This window comes from Streptomyces sp. NPDC127177 (assembly GCF_042672475.1).
GTDB lineage: Bacteria > Actinomycetota > Actinomycetes > Streptomycetales > Streptomycetaceae > Streptomyces.
Genome location: NZ_JBHXUW010000010.1, coordinates 50,728 through 69,102, shown reverse-complemented (window position 1 = coordinate 69,102; position 18,375 = coordinate 50,728). Strand labels below are relative to the sequence as shown.

14 protein-coding genes are annotated in these 18,375 nt (G+C 72.6%); 6 read left to right on the top strand and 8 right to left on the bottom strand.

All coding sequences use genetic code 11. The features are described from left to right. Positions 1-91: 91 nt before the first annotated feature. From ACFVJX_RS09315 to ACFVJX_RS09295, 5 genes are all read left to right on the top strand, one after another. The gene (locus tag ACFVJX_RS09315; RefSeq protein WP_384134110.1) at positions 92-1,525 is read left to right on the top strand and encodes a hypothetical protein; all 1,434 of its coding nucleotides are present in this window, start codon (positions 92-94) and stop codon (positions 1,523-1,525) included. Next, positions 1,525-2,544 carry a hypothetical protein gene (locus tag ACFVJX_RS09310; RefSeq protein ID WP_384134113.1) on the top strand — a complete coding sequence of 340 codons (1,020 nt, stop codon included), beginning with the start codon at positions 1,525-1,527 and terminating at the stop codon, positions 2,542-2,544. The genes ACFVJX_RS09315 and ACFVJX_RS09310 overlap by 1 nt, the downstream gene beginning before the upstream one ends. Continuing rightward, a complete protein-coding gene (locus tag ACFVJX_RS09305) occupies positions 2,541-3,788 on the top strand; it encodes a carbohydrate ABC transporter substrate-binding protein (protein WP_384134115.1) in 1,248 nt (415 codons plus the stop codon). The genes ACFVJX_RS09310 and ACFVJX_RS09305 overlap by 4 nt, the downstream gene beginning before the upstream one ends. Before the next feature lie 164 nt (positions 3,789-3,952). After that, the gene (locus ACFVJX_RS09300; RefSeq protein ID WP_385744207.1) at positions 3,953-5,536 is read left to right on the top strand and encodes an acyl-CoA carboxylase subunit beta; all 1,584 of its coding nucleotides are present in this window, start codon (positions 3,953-3,955) and stop codon (positions 5,534-5,536) included. Between the two features lie 11 nt (positions 5,537-5,547). Continuing rightward, complete coding sequence (locus tag ACFVJX_RS09295) at positions 5,548-5,745, top strand: acyl-CoA carboxylase subunit epsilon (RefSeq protein ID WP_384128039.1); 198 nt, start codon at positions 5,548-5,550, stop codon at positions 5,743-5,745. A gap of 213 nt (positions 5,746-5,958) precedes the next feature. Here ACFVJX_RS09295 and holA read toward each other — a convergent pair whose 3' ends face one another. Further along, a complete protein-coding gene (gene holA, locus ACFVJX_RS09290) occupies positions 5,959-6,945 on the bottom strand; it encodes a DNA polymerase III subunit delta (RefSeq protein WP_384128037.1) in 987 nt (328 codons plus the stop codon). A gap of 81 nt (positions 6,946-7,026) precedes the next feature. On the opposite strand from holA, the gene ACFVJX_RS09285 reads away from it, so the two are divergent. Further along, positions 7,027-7,272, top strand: coding sequence for a hypothetical protein (locus ACFVJX_RS09285; RefSeq protein ID WP_384128035.1), 246 nt, complete (start codon positions 7,027-7,029; stop codon positions 7,270-7,272). 12 nt (positions 7,273-7,284) lie between these two features. On the opposite strand, the gene ACFVJX_RS09280 is transcribed toward ACFVJX_RS09285, so the two are convergent. From ACFVJX_RS09280 to leuS, 7 genes are all read right to left on the bottom strand, one after another. Then, a complete protein-coding gene (locus tag ACFVJX_RS09280) occupies positions 7,285-8,169 on the bottom strand; it encodes a YceI family protein (RefSeq protein ID WP_384128033.1) in 885 nt (294 codons plus the stop codon). Between the two features lie 186 nt (positions 8,170-8,355). Continuing rightward, positions 8,356-9,231 (bottom strand): arylamine N-acetyltransferase, encoded by an 876-nt coding sequence (locus ACFVJX_RS09275; protein WP_384128031.1) that lies wholly within the window; start codon positions 9,229-9,231, stop codon positions 8,356-8,358. A gap of 109 nt (positions 9,232-9,340) precedes the next feature. Beyond that, positions 9,341-12,046, bottom strand: coding sequence for a ComEC/Rec2 family competence protein (locus ACFVJX_RS09270; protein ID WP_384128029.1), 2,706 nt, complete (start codon positions 12,044-12,046; stop codon positions 9,341-9,343). Beyond that, a complete protein-coding gene (locus ACFVJX_RS09265) occupies positions 12,043-12,741 on the bottom strand; it encodes a helix-hairpin-helix domain-containing protein (RefSeq protein ID WP_384128027.1) in 699 nt (232 codons plus the stop codon). The genes ACFVJX_RS09270 and ACFVJX_RS09265 overlap by 4 nt, the downstream gene beginning before the upstream one ends. Positions 12,742-13,461: 720 nt before the next feature. Then, positions 13,462-14,307, bottom strand: a complete 846-nt coding sequence (locus tag ACFVJX_RS09260; protein ID WP_384128025.1) for a DegV family protein — start codon at positions 14,305-14,307, stop codon at positions 13,462-13,464. Positions 14,308-14,570: 263 nt separating this feature from the next. Then, the gene (locus ACFVJX_RS09255) at positions 14,571-15,305 is read right to left on the bottom strand and encodes a hypothetical protein (protein WP_384128023.1); all 735 of its coding nucleotides are present in this window, start codon (positions 15,303-15,305) and stop codon (positions 14,571-14,573) included. A gap of 146 nt (positions 15,306-15,451) precedes the next feature. Continuing rightward, positions 15,452-18,325 carry a leucine--tRNA ligase gene (gene leuS / locus ACFVJX_RS09250; RefSeq protein ID WP_384128021.1) on the bottom strand — a complete coding sequence of 958 codons (2,874 nt, stop codon included), beginning with the start codon at positions 18,323-18,325 and terminating at the stop codon, positions 15,452-15,454. Positions 18,326-18,375 lie beyond the last annotated feature (50 nt).

Here is an 18,375-nt window from a genome sequence, read left to right as displayed (position 1 = left end):
CCCGCCCGTATCCGCAAGCCCGGCCCGTGACCACGAGCCCGGCTCCTGACCGCAGCCCGGCACGTAACCGCCGACCACTGGAGGCAGCCCCATGGGCGTTACCGACCCGCCGCCCGGCCCCCGGCTGCCCGTCCGTCTGAAGGTGTCCGTCGACGTACGCCGCGATCAGCAGCCGCACCGAGACGCCCGGATCGACGCCCATCTGCGGGTCAAGGCCGCGGGCGTGGGACCCAGCGACGAAGTGCCTGCCGTCGAACTCGCCGTCGTCATCGCACTGGACGTCGCCGCCGAGCGCCTGGAGGACGCGGCCACCGCGCTGGCCGCCGCCCTGCGCACGCTGCCCGAGGGCCTCTCCTTCACCGTCCTGGGCGGCGCCGACGCGAGCGGAGCGCCGAGCGCCTGCTATCCGTTGCGCGGCCGGTGGGCGCTGGCCGACACGGCGGAGAAGCGCCGTGCCGCCTTCAGCGCGGGCCGTGTCGCCCCGGCCGCCCGCGACCGGCCGCCCACCGGATACCCCGCCTGGCTCGCCGCAGCCCGCGAACTGCTCGCCGAGCGCCCGCTTCCGGTGCGGCACCTGCTGATGATCACCGACGGCGGCAGCCACGACGCGGCGGACCGTGCCGACAACCCGGACGACAGCGCCCTGCTGAACGAACTGGCCTCCTGTGCGGGGCAGTTCACGGCCGATGTGCTCGCCGTCGGCCGGGACTGGGACCCGGTGCCGCTGCTCGCCGTCGTCGAGCGGCTGCACGGGACCGCCACCCGGGTTCCCGAACGGTTCGCCCCGGCCGTCGCGGATGCCCTGCGGCGGCTGCGCCGGGTCCGCAGCCCCGAACTCCCCGTCTCGGTGAGCGCGCGCCCGGCGGTGCGCGAGGTGGCGCTGACCGAGACCGCCCCCCGTCAGCAGAGCCTCGATGCGGTGCGCCGGCCGCAGGAGCCCCACCGGTTCGACTTCCCCACCCACCAGTGGGAGCCGGGCGCCCGCGACTACCTCCTCACCCTGCACGTCGACGCCGGCACCGACCCGCTGGGCGCGCTGCTGCAACTGGCCACCGTCTCCGTGGGCGACGCGACCACGGCCCTGCTGGTCCGCTGGCTGCCGCCCGGGGTCGCGATCGGGGCGGGGGCGGCGGACGGCGGGGGCGGCACCCTCCAGGCGGTGAACGCCGCCACCCAGATGCGGACCGCCCTCACCCGCGGATACGCGGCCCTCGACCCGATGAGCCATGACGAGGCGGAGCAGCAGTTCGGCCTCGCGGTCAGGCTGGCCACCGAGATCGGCGCCACCTGGGTGCTGGAGAACGTCCGGGAGGTGGCCGAGATCCTCGACGGCCCCCGGGGCCTGGTCCGCATCGGCCCGTCCGTGGACCGGGGGACGGTGCGCAGGGGCCGGCTGGACGTCGCCTCCGGCCATCTGCTGGAACTGCCCGAACACGCCACCGGGAAGCCGGTGAAATGCCCGCGGTGCCGCCACCTCGCCGGGCCCCGCGCCCGCTACTGCATCGCCTGCGGGGGGAGTCTGTGATGCCCTGGCCGACCCGCTGGACACGCTCCCCGCAGACCCGCCGCCGGAGCGGGTCCCGCACCCGGCGGCTGCTGGAACTGCACCTGCTCGTCCTGATGGTGACCGCACTCGTCTCGATGACCCTGCTCCTCGTCTCCTACCGTGAGGTGCAGAACTCCGCGGGCGAGATGCGCACCCGCGGCGCACCGGCCGTCCAGGGGGTCGCCGCCACCCAGCTGGCGCTGCTCCGCGCCCACCACGAGGCACAGGACTCGGTCCACCGAGGCATCGACGACGTGGTCGGCGCCGGTGCGCGCTACGAGAACCAGCTGTCCGCAGCCGACCAGGGCCTGTCCCGTCTCTCGGACGTACAGATCGACGGCGAACGCGGCCGGGGCGTACTCGAGACGGTCAACGGACTACTGACCTCCTACGGCAGTTCGATGACGGCCGGAGCCGTCAAGTACGTGGACAACGACCGGATGCAGCGGCAGAAGTTCGCCGAGGCCAAACGCATCCTCAGCCGGAAGGGCACCGGGGTGGTGCCGCGACTGGACGTCCTCCAGGGCCACCAGATGCAACGCGTCGACCGGGTCAGTTCCATGGGCGCGCTCCAGCAGACCGGCTGGGGGCTCGCCGAACTGGGCCTGCTGCTCCTGGCCCTGACCACGCTCTCCGCGCTGTGGCTGCTGCGCCGCCGCTGCGGTCGCAGCCTCGACCCCTGGCTGCTGCCGGCGCTGCTGGCCGCAGTCTTCCTGGCGGTCGTGCCGCTGTGGGCCACCAGCGTCACCCAGGAGCGGCTGGACGCCGCCCGTGACCGGCTGGTCCTGATCGAGCAGCGTGCCCACGACGGCGCGGACCTGGCCGAGTCCCAGCAGGACGTCACCGTCAACTCCGCGGTGCTGCGCGGCGGTCTCGCCGCCCAGCGCTGGCAGAGCTGGACCTACTACGGGGTGCTGGGCGGCGGCGTATTGATCGTCCTGCTGCCGGCCGTCGGCATCTGCCGGCGGCTCAACGCCGACTACTGGAGGGCGGGATGACCCGGCGAACCCGCGCCCTGCTGCTCGTCCTCGTCCTGGTCCTCACCGCTGCGGGCTGCGGGCTGTCGGCCCCCGGCGGCAGCGACGAGGAGCCGAAGGTGACGATCCTCGGCCCGTGGACCGACGACCAGGAGCGGCAGTTCAAGGAGGTGCTGGACGGCTTCGGGATCCCGTACACATACCAGGGGACCGCGGCCACCCGCGAGGTGCTGCTCGCGGAGGTCCAGGCGGGCAACCCGCCCGACATCGCGATCCTGCCGGGCGTCGGTGAACTCGTCGAGTACGCCGACGAGAAGCGGCTGAAGTCGCTCCGCGGGCTGTACGAGCCCAAGGAGTACGGGAACCCGTGGCAGCCCAGGGCGGAGGGGATCGACGGTGAGCTGTGGGTACCGCTCAAGGCCGACCTCAAGTCGATCGTCTGGTACCGCGAGGACGGCGGGCGGTTGGCCCCGGACCGCGCTCCGGCACCGCTGGACTCCTGGTGCATCGGGATGGGCGACGACGGCTCATCCGGCTGGCCCGGCAGCGACTGGATCGAGGACCTGATCCTCCAGGGCGCGGGCCCCGGGCTCTACGAGCGCTGGGCGACCGGCGACCTGAAGTGGACCGACGAGCGCGTGATGAACGCCTGGATCACCTGGGCCGGGCTGCTGGCCCAGGACCGGGAGGCCGCCGGCAGGGCGCTGATGGAGGACCACCGGGGCCCGGTCGGTGGGCACGGGCTGCTCTTCGGCGGCGGCTGCGGCCTGGAGCACCAGGGCTCCTTCGCCCGCGCCTTCTACGGGGACCGCAAGGACGCGGCCGGCTTCATGGACTCGGCGCCCCTGCTCCCCGGCGGCTCCTACACTTTGAAGGCCCACGAGGTGTCCGCCGACTTCGCCGCGCTGTTCGGCACCAGCGGTGCGGCCCGTGGCATGATCAGGCGGCTCGCCTCCAGGGACGGCCAGGAGGACTGGGGGCGCAAGGGCGGGGTGTTCTCACCGAACGCGGCGGTCCCGGCCAAGAAGGGCGCGGTCGAGAGGCGGATAAGCAGCCGGCTGGCCGGCCAGGGGGTGCCGCTCTGCCTCGACGCCTCCGACGTGATGCCGGCCGCGGTGCGGGACGCCTTCTACGAGGCGGTTCTGCTGACGGTCGCGCACCCGGACGAACCGGTACTGGACCGGTTGAAGGACATCCAGAAGGTCCAGGACGCCCAGCCCCGCACCACGCCCAGGCTGACCGGGGTGTGCGGCAGGCCACAGTGAGCCTCCGTCGAGTGCTTGTGGAGTCCCCACAAACGGCGACCGGTCGGGGCTAGCACTTCGCCTGCATGCTCCGCGTCTTCTGTCAGGCTCCACCAGGAAACCGGGCGGGAGACTGTACGGAGTCGACGGCAGGATTTTCTTGCCGGTGTTCGTAGGGTCGACACATGACCGTTGTGGACGAAACCCCGGGCGAGCAGAGCGACACCCATGGCCGTGTGGCTGAACTGCTGGCACTGCGCGAGCAGGCCCGGCGCGGACCGAGTGACCGGGCGACCGAGGCGCAGCACGCCAAGGGCAAGCTGACGGCACGGGAGCGCATCGACCTGCTGCTGGACCCGGGCTCGTTCCACGAGGTGGAGCAGTTGCGGCGGCACCGCGCGACGGGCTTCGGGCTGGAGGCGAAGAAGCCGTACACCGACGGTGTCATCACCGGCTGGGGCACGGTCGACGGGCGGACGGTCTTCGTCTACGCGCACGACTTCCGGATCTTCGGCGGCGCGCTGGGCGAGGCTCACGCCACGAAGATCCACAAGATCATGGACATGGCCATCTCGGCCGGTGCCCCGCTGGTCTCGCTGAACGACGGTGCCGGCGCCCGTATCCAGGAGGGCGTCTCCGCGCTCGCCGGCTACGGCGGCATCTTCCAGCGCAACACCCGCGCCTCCGGTGTCATCCCGCAGATCTCCGTGATGCTCGGCCCGTGCGCGGGCGGCGCCGCCTACAGCCCGGCGCTCACCGACTTCGTCTTCATGGTCCGCGAGACCTCCCAGATGTTCATCACCGGACCGGACGTCGTGAAGGCGGTCACCGGCGAGGAGATCACCCAGAACGGCCTCGGCGGCGCGGACGTCCACGCGGGTGTCTCGGGCGTCGCCCACTTCGTCCACGACGACGAGGAGACCTGCCTGGCCGAGGTCCGCTACCTGATCTCCATGCTGCCCTCGAACAACCGGGAGGTGGCCCCCGTCGTCCAGGCCGACGACCCGGCCGACCGCCGCAATGACGTGCTGCTGGACCTCGTGCCATCGGACGGCAACCGCCCGTACGACATGCGCAGGGTTCTGGAGGAGATCGTCGACCACGGCGATCTGCTGGAGATCCACGAGTCCTGGGCCCGCAACATCATCTGCACCCTGGCGCGGATCGGTGGCCGGGTGGTGGGGATCCTGGCCAACCAGCCGCAGTTCCTGGCCGGGGTGCTGGACATCGAGGCGTCGGAGAAGGCGGCCCGGTTCGTCCAGCTCTGCGACGCGTTCAACATCCCGCTGCTGACGATGGTCGATGTGCCCGGCTTCCTGCCCGGCGTCTCCCAGGAGCACGGCGGCATCATCCGGCACGGCGCCAAGCTGCTGTACGCCTACTGCAACGCCACGGTGCCCCGGATCTCCCTGATCCTCAGGAAGGCCTACGGAGGCGCCTACATCGTCATGGACTCGCAGGCCATCGGCGCGGATCTCACCTATGCCTGGCCCACGAACGAGATCGCGGTGATGGGCGCGGAGGGGGCGGCGAACGTCATCTTCCGCCGGGAGATCGCGGCTTCGGACAGCCCGGAGACGGTCCGGGCCGAGAAGATCGCCGCGTACAGGTCGGAGCTGATGCACCCGTACTACGCGGCGGAGCGGGGCCTGGTGGACGACGTCATCGATCCGGCCGAGACCAGGGCGGTACTGTCCGCCGCGCTCGCCATGCTCAGCACCAAACACGCCGACCTGCCGTCCCGCAAGCACGGCAACCCCCCGCAGTGAGGAGCCCGAGGATGAACGAGCCGGACGCACCCCTGTTCCGCGTGGTGCGGGGCGCCCCCTCGGAGGCGGAGCTGGCCGCCCTGACGGTGGTCCTGCTCTCCCTTGGCGTGGAACCGCCGCCCGCGCCGCGTGTCGCGGAGGTGGAGTCCCTCGCCGCCTGGCGCAGCCGCCCCTACCAGCCCCCGGTCAGCTGGCGGCGGGCGGCGTAGGGGGTTCTGCGGGGAGGGGGCTCTGCGGGGAGGGGCGGGCCGGGCTGGGCCGGGGCCCTGCGCGTTCAGCGCCCCTGGCCTGGTGGGCGGCGTAGGGCGGGACGGCTCTGCGGAGTGCGGAGACTGGTAGGCCGGGCCCGCCGCCCCTGGCGGGCTGCACAGGGCGGGAACGGCTGCGCGGAGACGGGCAGGCCGGGCCCGGACCCTGCGCGCTCAGCGCCCCTGGCGGGCGGCCCGGGCGACGGCGACGACCGCCTTCTCCAGGGCGTAGGCGGGGTCGTCGCCGCCGCCCTTCACCCCTGCGTCCGCCGCGGCCACTGCCTGCAGGGCGGTGGCGACACCCGCCGGCGTCCACCCGCGCATCTGCTGACGCACCCGGTCGATCTTCCACGGCGGCATGCCCAGCTCACGGGCGAGGTCCGCCGGCCGGCCCCCGCGCGCCGACGACAGCTTGCCGATCGCCCGCACCCCCTGCGCGAGCGCGCTGGTGATCAGGACGGCCGCCACCCCGGTCGACAGCGACCAGCGCAACGCCTCCAGCGCCTCCGCCGCCCGCCCCTCCACGGCCCGGTCCGCGACCGTGAAGCTCGACGCCTCCGCGCGGCCCGTGTAGTAGCGCCCGACGACGGCTTCGTCGATCGTGCCCTCGACATCCGCGACGAGCTGCGACACCGCGCTCGCCAGCTCCCTCAGATCGCTGCCGATGGAGTCGACCAGCGACTGACACGCCTCGGGGGTCGCCGAGCGGCCCAGCGCCCGGAACTCACCCCTTACGAAGGACAGCCGCTCGGCCGGCTTGGTGGTCTTCGGGCAGGCCACCTCCCGCGCCCCCGCCTTGCGTGCCGCGTCCAGCAGCCCCTTGCCCTTGGCACCGCCCGCGTGCAGCAGCACGAGGGTGATCTCCTCGACCGGGTCGTCGAGGTACTTCTTCACGTCCTTGACCGTGTCGGCGGAGAGATCCTGCGCACCGCGCACGATCACCACCTTGCGCTCGGCGAACAGTGACGGGCTGGTCAGCTCGGCGAGCGTGCCCGGCTGGAGCTGGTCGGACGTGAGGTCACGGACGTCCGTGTCGGCGTCGGAGGCGCGGGCCGCCGCCACCACCTGCTGCACGGCACGGTCCAGGAGCAGGTCCTCCTGGCCCACGGCGAGCGTGAGCGGGGCGAGCGGGTCGTCGGTGGAATTCCTTCTGGTGGCCATCGCCGTCCAGCATCCCACGCGGCACCGACAACCCGGCCGGCCAGTGTCCGGGCACCGGGGCCCGTACCGGAGAATGACCGGGTGAGCGATGTGAGACATGTGCTGGTGCTGCCCGACCGCGACACGGCGCAGGAGGTGGCGGGCGAGCTGGCCGACCGGTTCGGGGTCGCCGAGGAGCCGCAGCTCGTGCGCGACGCCCTGGCCGGCGAGGACGACGCCGAGGACGCCCAGTGGCTGGTGGTCGTCGAGGACCCGGAACAACAGCTGGACCCCGCGGCGCTGGACGCCTTCGCCGCGGAGTACGAGGGGTGGCTGGAAGCCCCCTGAAGCCGCTCCGGCTCAGCCCTTCGGGACGATCTGGATGTCCATGTCGATGGTGATGCTGGAGCCGACGGCGGCGATCCCGCGGGCCGGCATCGTCTGCCAGGTGAGGGTGAAGTCCTCGCGGTGCAGCTCGGTGGTGGCTCGGCAGGCGGCCCGCGTCTCGCCTTCGAGGCCGTTGCCGAGGCCGAGGTAGTGGGTGTCCAACGTGACCGTACGGCTCACACCGTGCAGGGTGAGCGCACCGCTCACCCCCCAGCGGCTGCCGCCCCGGTGGACGAAGCGGTCGCTGTAGAACTCCAGCGTGGGATAGCGGCCGACGTCGAGGAAGTCACCGGAGCGCAGGTGGTCGTCACGCATCTGGACGTTCGTGTCGATCGACGAGGCGTCGATGATCACGTGCATGGCCGAGTTCTCCATGCGGTCGGCTATCCGGACCGCGCCCGCGAAGGTGTTGAACCGGCCGTGGATACGGGCCATGCCGATGTGCCGGGCCGTGAAGCCGATCTGCGAGTGCATCGGCTCGATCTCCCACTCGCCCGGGTCGGGCAGCTGTGGGGGCGCTGAGACCTGGAGGGGCACATCACCCAGGCCCGCGTGCTCGCCCTCGCCGACCGAGACCGATCCGTGGAAGGGGGTGAAGCCCTCGGCCGTGACGGCCAGCCGGTACTCCCCCGCCGGGACCGTGGCGAGAACATTGCCGTACGGGTCCGTCTCACCGCTGACGATCTTGCGTCCCGAGGCGTCACTCACGACGAACTCGGCCTGGCGAACGGCCTCGTTGACCGGGTCGAGCACCCGGCAGCTGAGGACACCGGCGGAGTCCGGTACCGCGAGTCCGGCGAGGGCACTGCCACGCGCGGCACCCGTCGCTCCCTTGTTTCCGAGCCAACGGCGGAACATTTTCACGTACTCCCGGGGGCGCATTCACCTTGGGGCCGGATGGCTGGACTTCGTTGTCGGAGCAGCGGCCCACCGACGAGCATGCATTCGATCACTCTTGCGGCGTTCGAGGCAAACAGAGCACCTCGCAGGGGCTTGGGTGGAGGTGTTACCTATGGTCCGAATTGATCACTCCGTTTGTGCGTGTCACTCATTCGGGGCAGAAGCACCTTCCGTGCGAACGGCCGGAATTTGGTCGAGCCGCACTCCGAAGTGGTCGCGGTAGGCGGCGAGCACTTCGTCGTCGCTCCGCAGCGGTGTCTCGTGGCGCTCGCTCCCCACCGTCGTGACGAGCTTCCGGCCGCTGAGCGTGATCCGGCCGGTGGTGGTGAAGCGCGAGCAGACCGTGGACCGGGTGAAGCCGGAGTCGGGTGAGGTGCGGTGGTACCAGGCACCGACCCTGAAGTCCGCAAGCGCCCGCGGCCGCGGGTCCAGCCGGAACTGCGGCACACCGTCACGCAGCACCTCGACGTCCCCGCCGCCGACGGGTCCCCCGGCGGTCTCCGTCGCCCATGGGTTCTCGGCGCTCTCGGCCTCGTCGGCGGGCGCCGGCCTGACCAGGAAGGTGCCGCGCGGGTCCTCCTGGTCCGCGCGGTCGTCGAGAGCGAGCGGATACCGGGCATGGTCGCCGAAGCCCACGTCGGCGAGCCACGGGCCGGAGCCGTCGTCCGTCGCCACCCGGAGCGCCATGTGGTCGTAGGGGATGCCGAGTTCCCCGCCCGCACCGTGGACCCGTGCCTGGAGCAGCGTGACACCGAAGCCCAGCTCCCGGAGCAACGCGGCGAAGGCGCCGTTGAGTTCGTAGCAGAATCCGCCGCGCCGGCGCGCCACGATCTTGTCGAGCAGCGCCCGCTCCTCCAGCACGATGTCCTCGCCGAGATGGATCGAGAGGTTCTCGAAGGGCACGGCGGTGAGATGGCACTGTTGCAGCTCGCGCAGGGCCGCCGCGTCGGGGCGGCCGGGCCTGGGGGCGCCGATGCGTGCGAGGTAGGAGTCGACGGTCTGCGGCTGCTGCGGGTCCATACCGGCAGTCTGTCCCGGGCCACCGCAATCCCGCCATGAGCCCGTGGTCCTAGGACCGTCGGCGGAGGTACGGCGGGCTCCGTGCCCTGCGGCCCGGCCGATCGCACGGTCACGACCGGCCCACCGCCCGCAGCCCCGCCCCGGTCCCCGTCATCGCGATCGCACCGTCCCTGTCGGTGCGGAGCACCACCGCTCCCCCGGCCCTGAGCGCCTCGACCGTGCGGGCGGCCGGATGGCCGTACGGGTTGTCCCGGCCCACGCTCACCAGGGCGAACCTCGGATGCGCACTGCGCAGCAGCGCGGCGTCCTGATGCGCGGAGCCATGGTGGGCGACCTTGAGCACATCCACCCGGGGGAGGCTCGGGTAGTACCGCAACAGCGCCTGCTGGGACGGAGGTTCCAGGTCACCCGGCAGTAGCAGGGTCAGTCCGCCGGCCCGTACGAACAGGGTGACGCTGGCGTCGTTCGGCTCCCGCGGAACGGGCCCGGCGGACGGGCCCGCCGACGCCCCGCCCACCGGCCACAGCACCTGCCAGTCGAGCGCGCCGATCCGTCTCCGTTCACCGGGTACGGCCCGCACCACGGGGACCCGGGCGGCCGCGGCCGTCCGCCTCACGAACGCGGCCTGTTCAGGCGGTTCGTCCAGGCTCGTCGTCTGGATCGCGCCCACCGCCCTGCCCCGCAGCACCCCGGGCAGGCCCCGGACGTGGTCGGCGTGGAAGTGGGTGAGCAGCAGCAACGGAACCCGGGTGATCCCCAGGTCGCGCAGGCACCGGTCGGCCGGCCGGGGATCGGGCCCGGTGTCGACGACCACGCCCGAGCCCGGCCCCGCCGCGAGCACCAGAGCATCGCCCTGGCCCACGTCACACATCGCGAACGCCCAGCCGGGCGGCGGCCATCCGGTCAGTGCCCGGGTCAGCGGCACCGGGCGCAGCACCGCGAGGACCAGCAGCAGCGCCGCGGCCGAGCAGACCCAGGGATGCCGTCCGATCCGCCGGGCGAACAGCACCACCGACCCGGTCAGCACGGCCAGCAGCAGCGCCCCCGTCCGGCCGTCGGGCCAGTCGATCTCCGCACCGGGCAACGCCGCCCCGGTCCGGGCCACGGAGGCGATCCATCCGGCCGGCCACCCCGCCGCCCGGGAGAGCAGTTCGGCCGCCGGTATGGCCACCGGGGCCACGGCGAGCGCGGCGAACCCGAGAACCGTGGCCGGCGCCACCGCGAACTCGGCCAGCAGATTGCACGGGACCGCGACCAGGCTCACCCGGGAGGCCAGCAGCACCACAACGGGCGAGCACACCGCCTGCGCCGCCGCGGCGGCGGCCAGCGCCTCGGCGAGCCGCGACGGCACCCTGCGCCGTCGCAGCGCGTCGCTCCACCGAGGGGCGATGGTCAGGAGCGCTCCGGTGGCCAGGACCGACAGGACGAATCCGTAACTGCGCGCCAGCCAGGGGTCGTAGAGCACCAACAGCAGAACGGCCGCGGCGAGCGCGGGAATCAGCGTCCTGCGCCGGCCGGTGCCGATGGCCAGCAGCGTGATCAGGCCGCAGGCCGCGGCACGCAGCACACTCGGCTCGGGCCTGCAGACGATGACGAAGGCGAGTGTGAGCGCACCGCCGAGCAGGGCGGTCATCCGCAGCGAGATCCCCAGCCGCGGCGCCAGTCCACGGCGTTCGGCACGCAGGGCGCTGCCCGGTGGCCCGATCAGCAGGACGAGCAGGATCGCCAGGTTGGCACCCGAGACCGCCATCAGGTGGGTGAGGTCGGTCGCCCTGAACGCGTCGTGCAGTTCCGGTGTGACCCGGGTGGTGTCGCCGACCACCAGTCCGGGCAGGAGCGCCCGCGCGTCGGGAGCGAGTCCCTCCGTCGCCGTGCGCAGTCCGGCGCGCAGGCGGCCCGCCGTGCGCTGGAGGAACGTGGGCGGGCCGGTGACGCGGGGCGGGCCCTTTCCGTCGGGGCGGAGCACGGCGACGGCCCGCTCCGCGCCGTGCAGGGGAGGTGCCAGCCGGCCGCCGACACGTAACCGGGTGGAGGGCAGCAGCTGCTGCCACCGCGCGGCCGTGCTGCCCGGCGTGACGATGACCAGCACCGGCGTACGCAGCCGGGTGGCCGTGCCGTCCTGGCCTGCCAGCTGGGTGATCTCGGCATCCAGGAGGAGGGAGACGGGGGTGCTGTGGTCGCCGCGCACCCGGGGGAAGGTCTGCCGGGCATCCGATGTGAGGGTGATCTCGGCCTCGATCCGCGCGAACTGCCGGGCAAGCCCCGGCACCGGCCCCTGCCGTGCGTCGGCGCTTTGCAGCCCGGCCGCCGCGACCCCGGCCGCCGCACAGAGCAGCGCCGCAGCGGCGGCCGTGGTGTGCAGTCTCCGTCGCCCACCACCCGCGCCGCCCTCGACGCCGACGCCAACGCCGACGCCGACCGGCACTGGCACTGGCACTGGCACTGGCACTGGCACCGGCACCGGTCGTGGGGCACTGGCGACTCGGGTGGCACGGGCAGCACGTCGGGTGGCGCCGGCGGCACGGGAGCCTTGGACACGTACAGCACCGTCGGCATGGACAGTGCGTGCGGCACGGGCCGCGCGGGTGATACCCGTCGGCGGGAACCCAGGCACGGCCAGCAGGACCATCGCCGCCCCTGCACAGAGCACCGCCCCCACCGCCGCCCAGCGTCCCGGCGCCCCCAGGGCCGACGCGGCCCCGGCCCAGGCTGCCAGAGCGGGGGGCACCAGCCGCAGGTCGAGCGGGCCCTCCTGCCGCGGGTCGGAGACGCCGAGCCGTCGGCCCGACGCGGTGTGTACGTCCGCGGCGCTCACGGCCGCACCAGCGGCTGGAGGTCGGCGAACCGGCGCTCGCCGATCCCGCTGACCTCGCGGAGTTCGTCGACGGACCGGAAACCGCCGTGCTGGGTGCGGTAGTCGACGATGTGCTGGGCGAGGACGGGGCCCACCCCCGGCAGGGTGTCGAACTGTTCGACGGTAGCGCTGTTGAGGCTCACCGGTCCGGTGGTGGCACCGCCCGTGACCACCGGGCCCGCACCGCCGCCTTCCGTGCCGTCCGCGGCGGCCGTGCCGGGCGGAGCGCCCACCATGATCTGTTCACCGTCCACGAGCACCCGGGCCCGGTTGAGGCCGTCGAGATCCACGCCGGGCCGGGCTCCTCCCGCCGCCTCCAGAGCGTCGGCGACCCGGGCGCCGGACGGGAGCCGGTGGATACCGGGCCGCCGCACCTTCCCGCTCACATCCACCACGATCCGCCCGCCCGGCCCACCCGCGGCCGGCGGCGGCCCCGGGGACGGTTCGGGCAGCGCCCCGGCCCCCTCGGACGCCGGAACCGGGGCCGCCGGCTGCACAGTCGGGTGCCCGGCCTCGCTGACGTGGTCGGGCGCACGGACGCCTTCGGGGCGTGCGGACCAGAAGTGCATCGCAGCGAAGACCGCCGCCGCCACCAGGACAACGGCGAGCGCGGCGAGGGTTTTCGGCTCCAGACCGCATCTGAGCTGCACCCACATCGGAAGCCTCTCCCGCAGCGCGGGAACCGCTCGCGCCCACCACCCGTCAGGAGCGGCGGCCGTCGTCCCTGACGCCGGTGCCGACGGCTGCACCGTTACCGATACCGGGGCGGGGGCGCCCGGGCCCGGCTCCGGGTCCCGCTCCGGCCCCGGCCCCGGCCCCGAGCCCACCGCCGTGGACGGCCCGGGGGCCGTCCCCACCGCATGCCGGGCCACCCGCCCGCCGTACCCGCCCGCCATCAGCGCATCGGCACGGCTGCGCGAGGCCGCGGCTGCGGCGGCGCGGCCCGGCGCGTGCCGCCGTCGGCCGGGGCCGGGTCCGGTGCCCGTTCCGCTCCGGGCGCGCCCCTCCGAGGCGGGAACACGGCCGGGCCCGCTACCGGGTCCGCCGCTCCCTCCGAAGAGGGAGGCGCGACGGCCGGTCCCGCCGATGTGCCGCCTGGGGCCGTCGGATGCGCCGGATGCGCCGGATGCGCCGGATGCATCGATAGCGCCAGCGGTATCGGTTGCGCCGGTGCTATCGGTTGCGCCGGTTGCCGACAGGCTGAGTTCGCTGGTTGCGCCGGGTCCGCTGAGTTCGCCGGATTCGCTGGTTGCACGATGTGATCGGGAAGCCATGCCTCACGACGCTAGGCACTTCCGCCGAAACTCGCTGACCACGCCCGATTACGGTGGAAAACCTGGCCGTTGTGGATATCTCAGCCACTCCGGACGGTGATATCAGCGCGGCGAGATCACGGCGCCCAGCAGCCCCGGTCCGGTGTGCGCGCCGATCACCGCACCCACTTCACTGACATGCAGATCGACCAGAGCGGGGACGCGCTCGCGCAACCGCTCGGCCAGCCGCTCGGCCCGTTCCGGCGCTGCCAGGTGGTGCACCGCGATGTCCACCCGCCCGCTGCCGGCCCGATCGGCGACGATCTCCTCAAGCCGGGCGATGGCCTTCGAGGCCGTCCGTACCTTCTCCAGCAGTTCGATGCGGCCGCCGTCCAGCTGAAGGATCGGCTTCACGGCAAGGGCCGAGCCGAGCAGTGCCTGTGCGGCACCGATCCGGCCGCCGCGCCGCAGGTAGTCCAGGGTGTCGACGTAGAAGTACGTGGACGTGGCCGCCGCGCGCTTCTCTGCGGCGGCCACCGCGTCGTCCAGACCGCCGCCCGCATCCACGGTCTCCGCCGCTGTCAGGGCGCAGAAACCGAGGGCCATGGCGACCATCCCGGTGTCCACCACCCGCACCGGCACCGGCGCGTCCTTCGCGGCGAGCAGCGCGGCGTCGTACGTGCCGGAGAACTCCGCGGACAGGTGCAGCGAGACGATTCCGCTCGCCCCGGCGTCGGCGGCCGCGCGGTAGGCGGCGGCGAACACCTCGGGGCTGGGCCGCGAGGTCGTCACGGGTCGGCGCTTCTGGAGGGCCAGAGCGAGGGAGCGGGCCGAGATCTCGGTGCCCTCCTCCAGCGCCTGATCGCCGAGGACGACGGTAAGCGGCACTGCGGTGATGCCATGCCGTTCCATCGCCTGCGGCGGCAGGTAGGCCGTTGAATCGGTGACGATCGCGACATGGCGGGACATGAGCGGGAGGTTACCTTCCGGGGCGCCGGCTCGGCAGTCCGACCCCGGCCGAATGATCAGTTCCGGTCGCTACGAGCCGCATCCTGCCACGCCCGGTCACTCAACGCCTCCGGCCCGTCGCCGAGCGGCGAGCGACGGGCGAGGACCGAAGGGCGACAAGCGCCGGACGCCAAACGCCGGACGCCAAACGCCGGGCGCCGAGCGCCGAGCGAGAGGCGACGCCAGACGCGCAACGCACCACCACCGACGACGACGAGCGACTCTCAGTTCGTGGTCTCGGGGCGCGCCGTCTTCTGCCACGGATAGCCCGTCTGCTTCCGCGGGTCCGCCGCCGTGATGGCCTGCGCCGTCCCGTCGTCCGGCCCCTGACCGGGCCCCTGCCCCGGAGCCCGACCGGATCCTCGACCGGGCTCGGCCGTCTCGCCGGGCATGGCGGACTCCGGCACCGGCTCCTCCGTCGTCCAGTGCCGCAGTGCACCGGCCTCCACGTCGATCTGCACGTTCAGCGCCGCCAGATCGTCGTCGGCGAACTGCCGCGCCCGGTCCCGCGCCGCCCACCGCAGCGACTCCGCGGAGCGCGTGATCTGCCCGGTGCGCTCCTTCAGACCCGGCAGCAGCGAGGCGAGCGTCACCTTGTCGGGCTCCCGCTCCAGCCTCTTCAGTTCGTCGTCCAGCTCACGGCCGTGCACGCTCAGCCGCTGGAACAAGCCAAGCGACTCGGAGAGCGAGGCGTCCTCGGTCGCGCCCGTCCGCAGCGCCTCCTGCGTCGCCCGCATCGAGGTGCGCAGCGACAGGCGCAACTGCGCCAGCTCCCCGACGACGCCGACCTGTCCGTAGCTCTTCGCCCGCAGCGTGGTGTCCTCGACGGTGCGGCGCGCCTGCGTGATCGTGCGGTCCACGCCGCGCCTGGCGGCTCCTACGACCTTGACGGTCACATAGACGCCCAGGGCCATGAACGCGACGACGAGCAGCCCCAGGATCAGGATCACGGCTTCCATGAGCGCCCCTCGGGTGGTGTGACAGCCGCCGACACGTATGCACCGGCCCTTCCACCGTAAACGGACCGGGCAGGTCGCGGGTTCCATCGGAACCCCCAACCTGCCCGTAGGGGAAAGCCCTCACACCCGAGTGCCGTAACCGGCTGCTAGGCCGGAACGATGTTCACCAGCTTCGGTGCGCGGACGATCACCTTGCGGATGCCCGCCCCGTCCAGCGCGGCGACGACGGCCGGGTCGGCCAGCGCCAGGGCCTCCAGCTCCGTGTCGGTGATCGACGGGGAGATCTCCAGGCGCGCCCTGACCTTGCCCTTGATCTGCACGACGCAGGTCACGGTCTCGTCGATGACGTACGCCGGGTCGGCCACCGGGAAGTCCTGGTGCACGACCGAGTCCGCGTGGCCCAGCCGGCGCCACAGCTCCTCGGCGATGTGCGGCGCCAGCGGCGCCACCAGCAGCACCAGCGGCTCCGCGACGGAGCGCGGCAGCGGGCCGCCCGCCTTGGTCAGGTGGTTGTTCAGCTCGGTGACCTTGGCGATGGCGGTGTTGAAGCGCATCCCCGCCATGTCGCCGCCGACGCCGTCGATCGCCTTGTGCAGCGCGCGCAGCGTGTCCTCGCCGGGCTCGGTGTCGACGACGGTGACCTCGCCGCTGTCCTCGTCGACGATGTTGCGCCACAGCCGCTGCAGCAGCCGGTACTGGCCGACGACGGCGCGCGTGTCCCAGGGGCGCGACACGTCCAGGGGGCCCATGGCCATCTCGTACAGGCGCAGGGTGTCCGCACCGTACTCGCCGCAGATCTCGTCGGGCGTCACGGCGTTCTTCAGGGACTTGCCCATCTTGCCCAGGACACGGCTGACCTTCTCGCCCTGGTGGTAGTACGCCCCGTCGCGCTCCTCGACCTCGGCAGCCGGGACCGCGATGCCGCGGCTGTCCCGGTAGACGAACGCCTGGATCATGCCCTGGTTGTACAGCTTGTGGAACGGCTCCGAGGAGGAGACGTGGCCCAGGTCGTGCAGCACCTTGGACCAGAAGCGGGCGTACAGCAGGTGCAGTACGGCGTGCTCCGCGCCGCCCACGTACAGGTCGACGCCACCGGTGGGCTGTCCCTCGCGCGGGCCCATCCAGTACTGCTCGATCGCCGGATCGACCAGCTTCTCGCTGTTGTTCGGGTCCAGGTAGCGCAGCTCGTACCAGCAGGAACCGGCCCAGTTGGGCATGGTGTTCGTCTCGCGGCGGTAACTCCGCGGACCGGCGCCGTCGCCCAGGTCCAGCGTGACGTTGACCCAGTCGGCGTTGCGCGACAGCGGGGTCTCGGGCTGGGTGTCGGCGTCGTCCGGGTCGAAGGTGCGCGGCGAGTAGTCGTCGACCTCCGGCAGCTCCAGGGGCAGCATCGACTCGGGCAGCGGGTGGGCGATGCCCTCCTCGTCGTACACGATCGGGAAGGGCTCGCCCCAGTAGCGCTGGCGGCTGAAGAGCCAGTCGCGCAGCCGGAAGTTCACGGTGCCCTCGCCGACGCCGTGGGCCGTCAGCCAGTCGGTGATCCGGGCCTTGGCGTCCACGACGCCGAGGCCGTCCAGCGAGATCTCGTCGTTCGCGGAGTTCACCAGCTTCGCGTCGTACGAGCCGAAGGCGTCCTCCCATGTCGAGGCGTCCGTACCGCGGTCGTCGGACGGCTGGACGACACAGCGCATCGGCAGCTCGAAGGCGCGCGCGAAGGCGAAGTCGCGCGCGTCGTGCGCCGGTACGGCCATGATCGCGCCGGTGCCGTAGCCCATCAGGACGTAGTCGGCGATGAAGACGGGGACCCGCTCGCCGTTGACCGGGTTGGTGGCGTACGCGCCGGTGAAGACGCCGGTCTTGTCCTTGGCCTCCGCCTGCCGCTCCACGTCGGACTTGGCGGCGGCCTGCTTGCGGTACGCGGTCACGGCTTCGGCCGGGGAGGCGTATCCGCCGGTCCAGACCGGGTGGGTGCCCTCGGGCCAGGCGGCCGGAATGATCCGCTCGACCAGCTCGTGTTCGGGTGCCAGCACCATGTAGGTGGCGCCGAACAGGGTGTCCTGCCGGGTGGTGAAGACCGTGATGCTGCCGGCGCCGTCCACCGGGAAGTCGACTCGGGCGCCCTCGGAGCGGCCGATCCAGTTGCGCTGCTGCAGCTTGATGGCCTCGGGCCAGTCCAGCCCGTCCAGGTCGTTCAGCAGCCGGTCGGCGTAGGCGGTGATGCGCATGTTCCACTGACGCAGCTTGGCCTTGAAGACGGGGAAGTTGCCGCGCTCGGAGCGGCCGTCGGCCGTGACCTCCTCGTTGGCCAGGACGGTGCCCAGGCCGGGCGACCAGTTGACCGGTGCGTCGGATGCGTAGGCCAGGCGGTAACCGCTCAGCACGTCGGCGCGGTCGGCCGCACTCAGGGCACTCCAGTCCCGGCCGTCCGGGACCGGGCGCTCACCGCTCTCGAACTGGGCGACCAGCTCGGCGATCGGCCGGGCGCGGTCCGCCTCGGAGTCGTACCAGGAGTTGAAGATCTGCAGGAAGATCCACTGGGTCCACTTGTAGTACTCGGACTCGATCGTGGCGAACGAACGGCGCTTGTCGTGGCCCAGGCCCAGCCGGCGCAGCTGCGCCGTCATGTTCTCGATGTTGGCCTCGGTGGACAGCCGCGGGTGGGTGCCGGTCTGTACGGCGTACTGCTCCGCGGGCAGGCCGAAGGCGTCGAAGCCCAGGGTGTGCAGGACGTTGTGGCCGGTCATCCGCTGGTGGCGGGCGAAGACATCGGTGGCGATGTAGCCCAGCGGGTGACCGACGTGCAGGCCCGCACCCGAGGGGTACGGGAACATGTCCATGATGAACTTCTTCGGCTTGGCGGCCAGCTCCGGATCGTCCGCCAGGTCGCCGGTCGGGTTGGGTGCCTCGTAGGTGCCCTCCGCGTCCCAGAAGTCCTGCCAGCGTGCCTCGATGTCGGCGGCCATCGCTGCCGTATAGCGGTGCGGCGCAGCAACGTCGGCTGCGGAATTCGTCTCGCTCATGATCCTCAAAGCTCCATCGATCGTCATCTGCCGGCGCCCACGTCTACGGA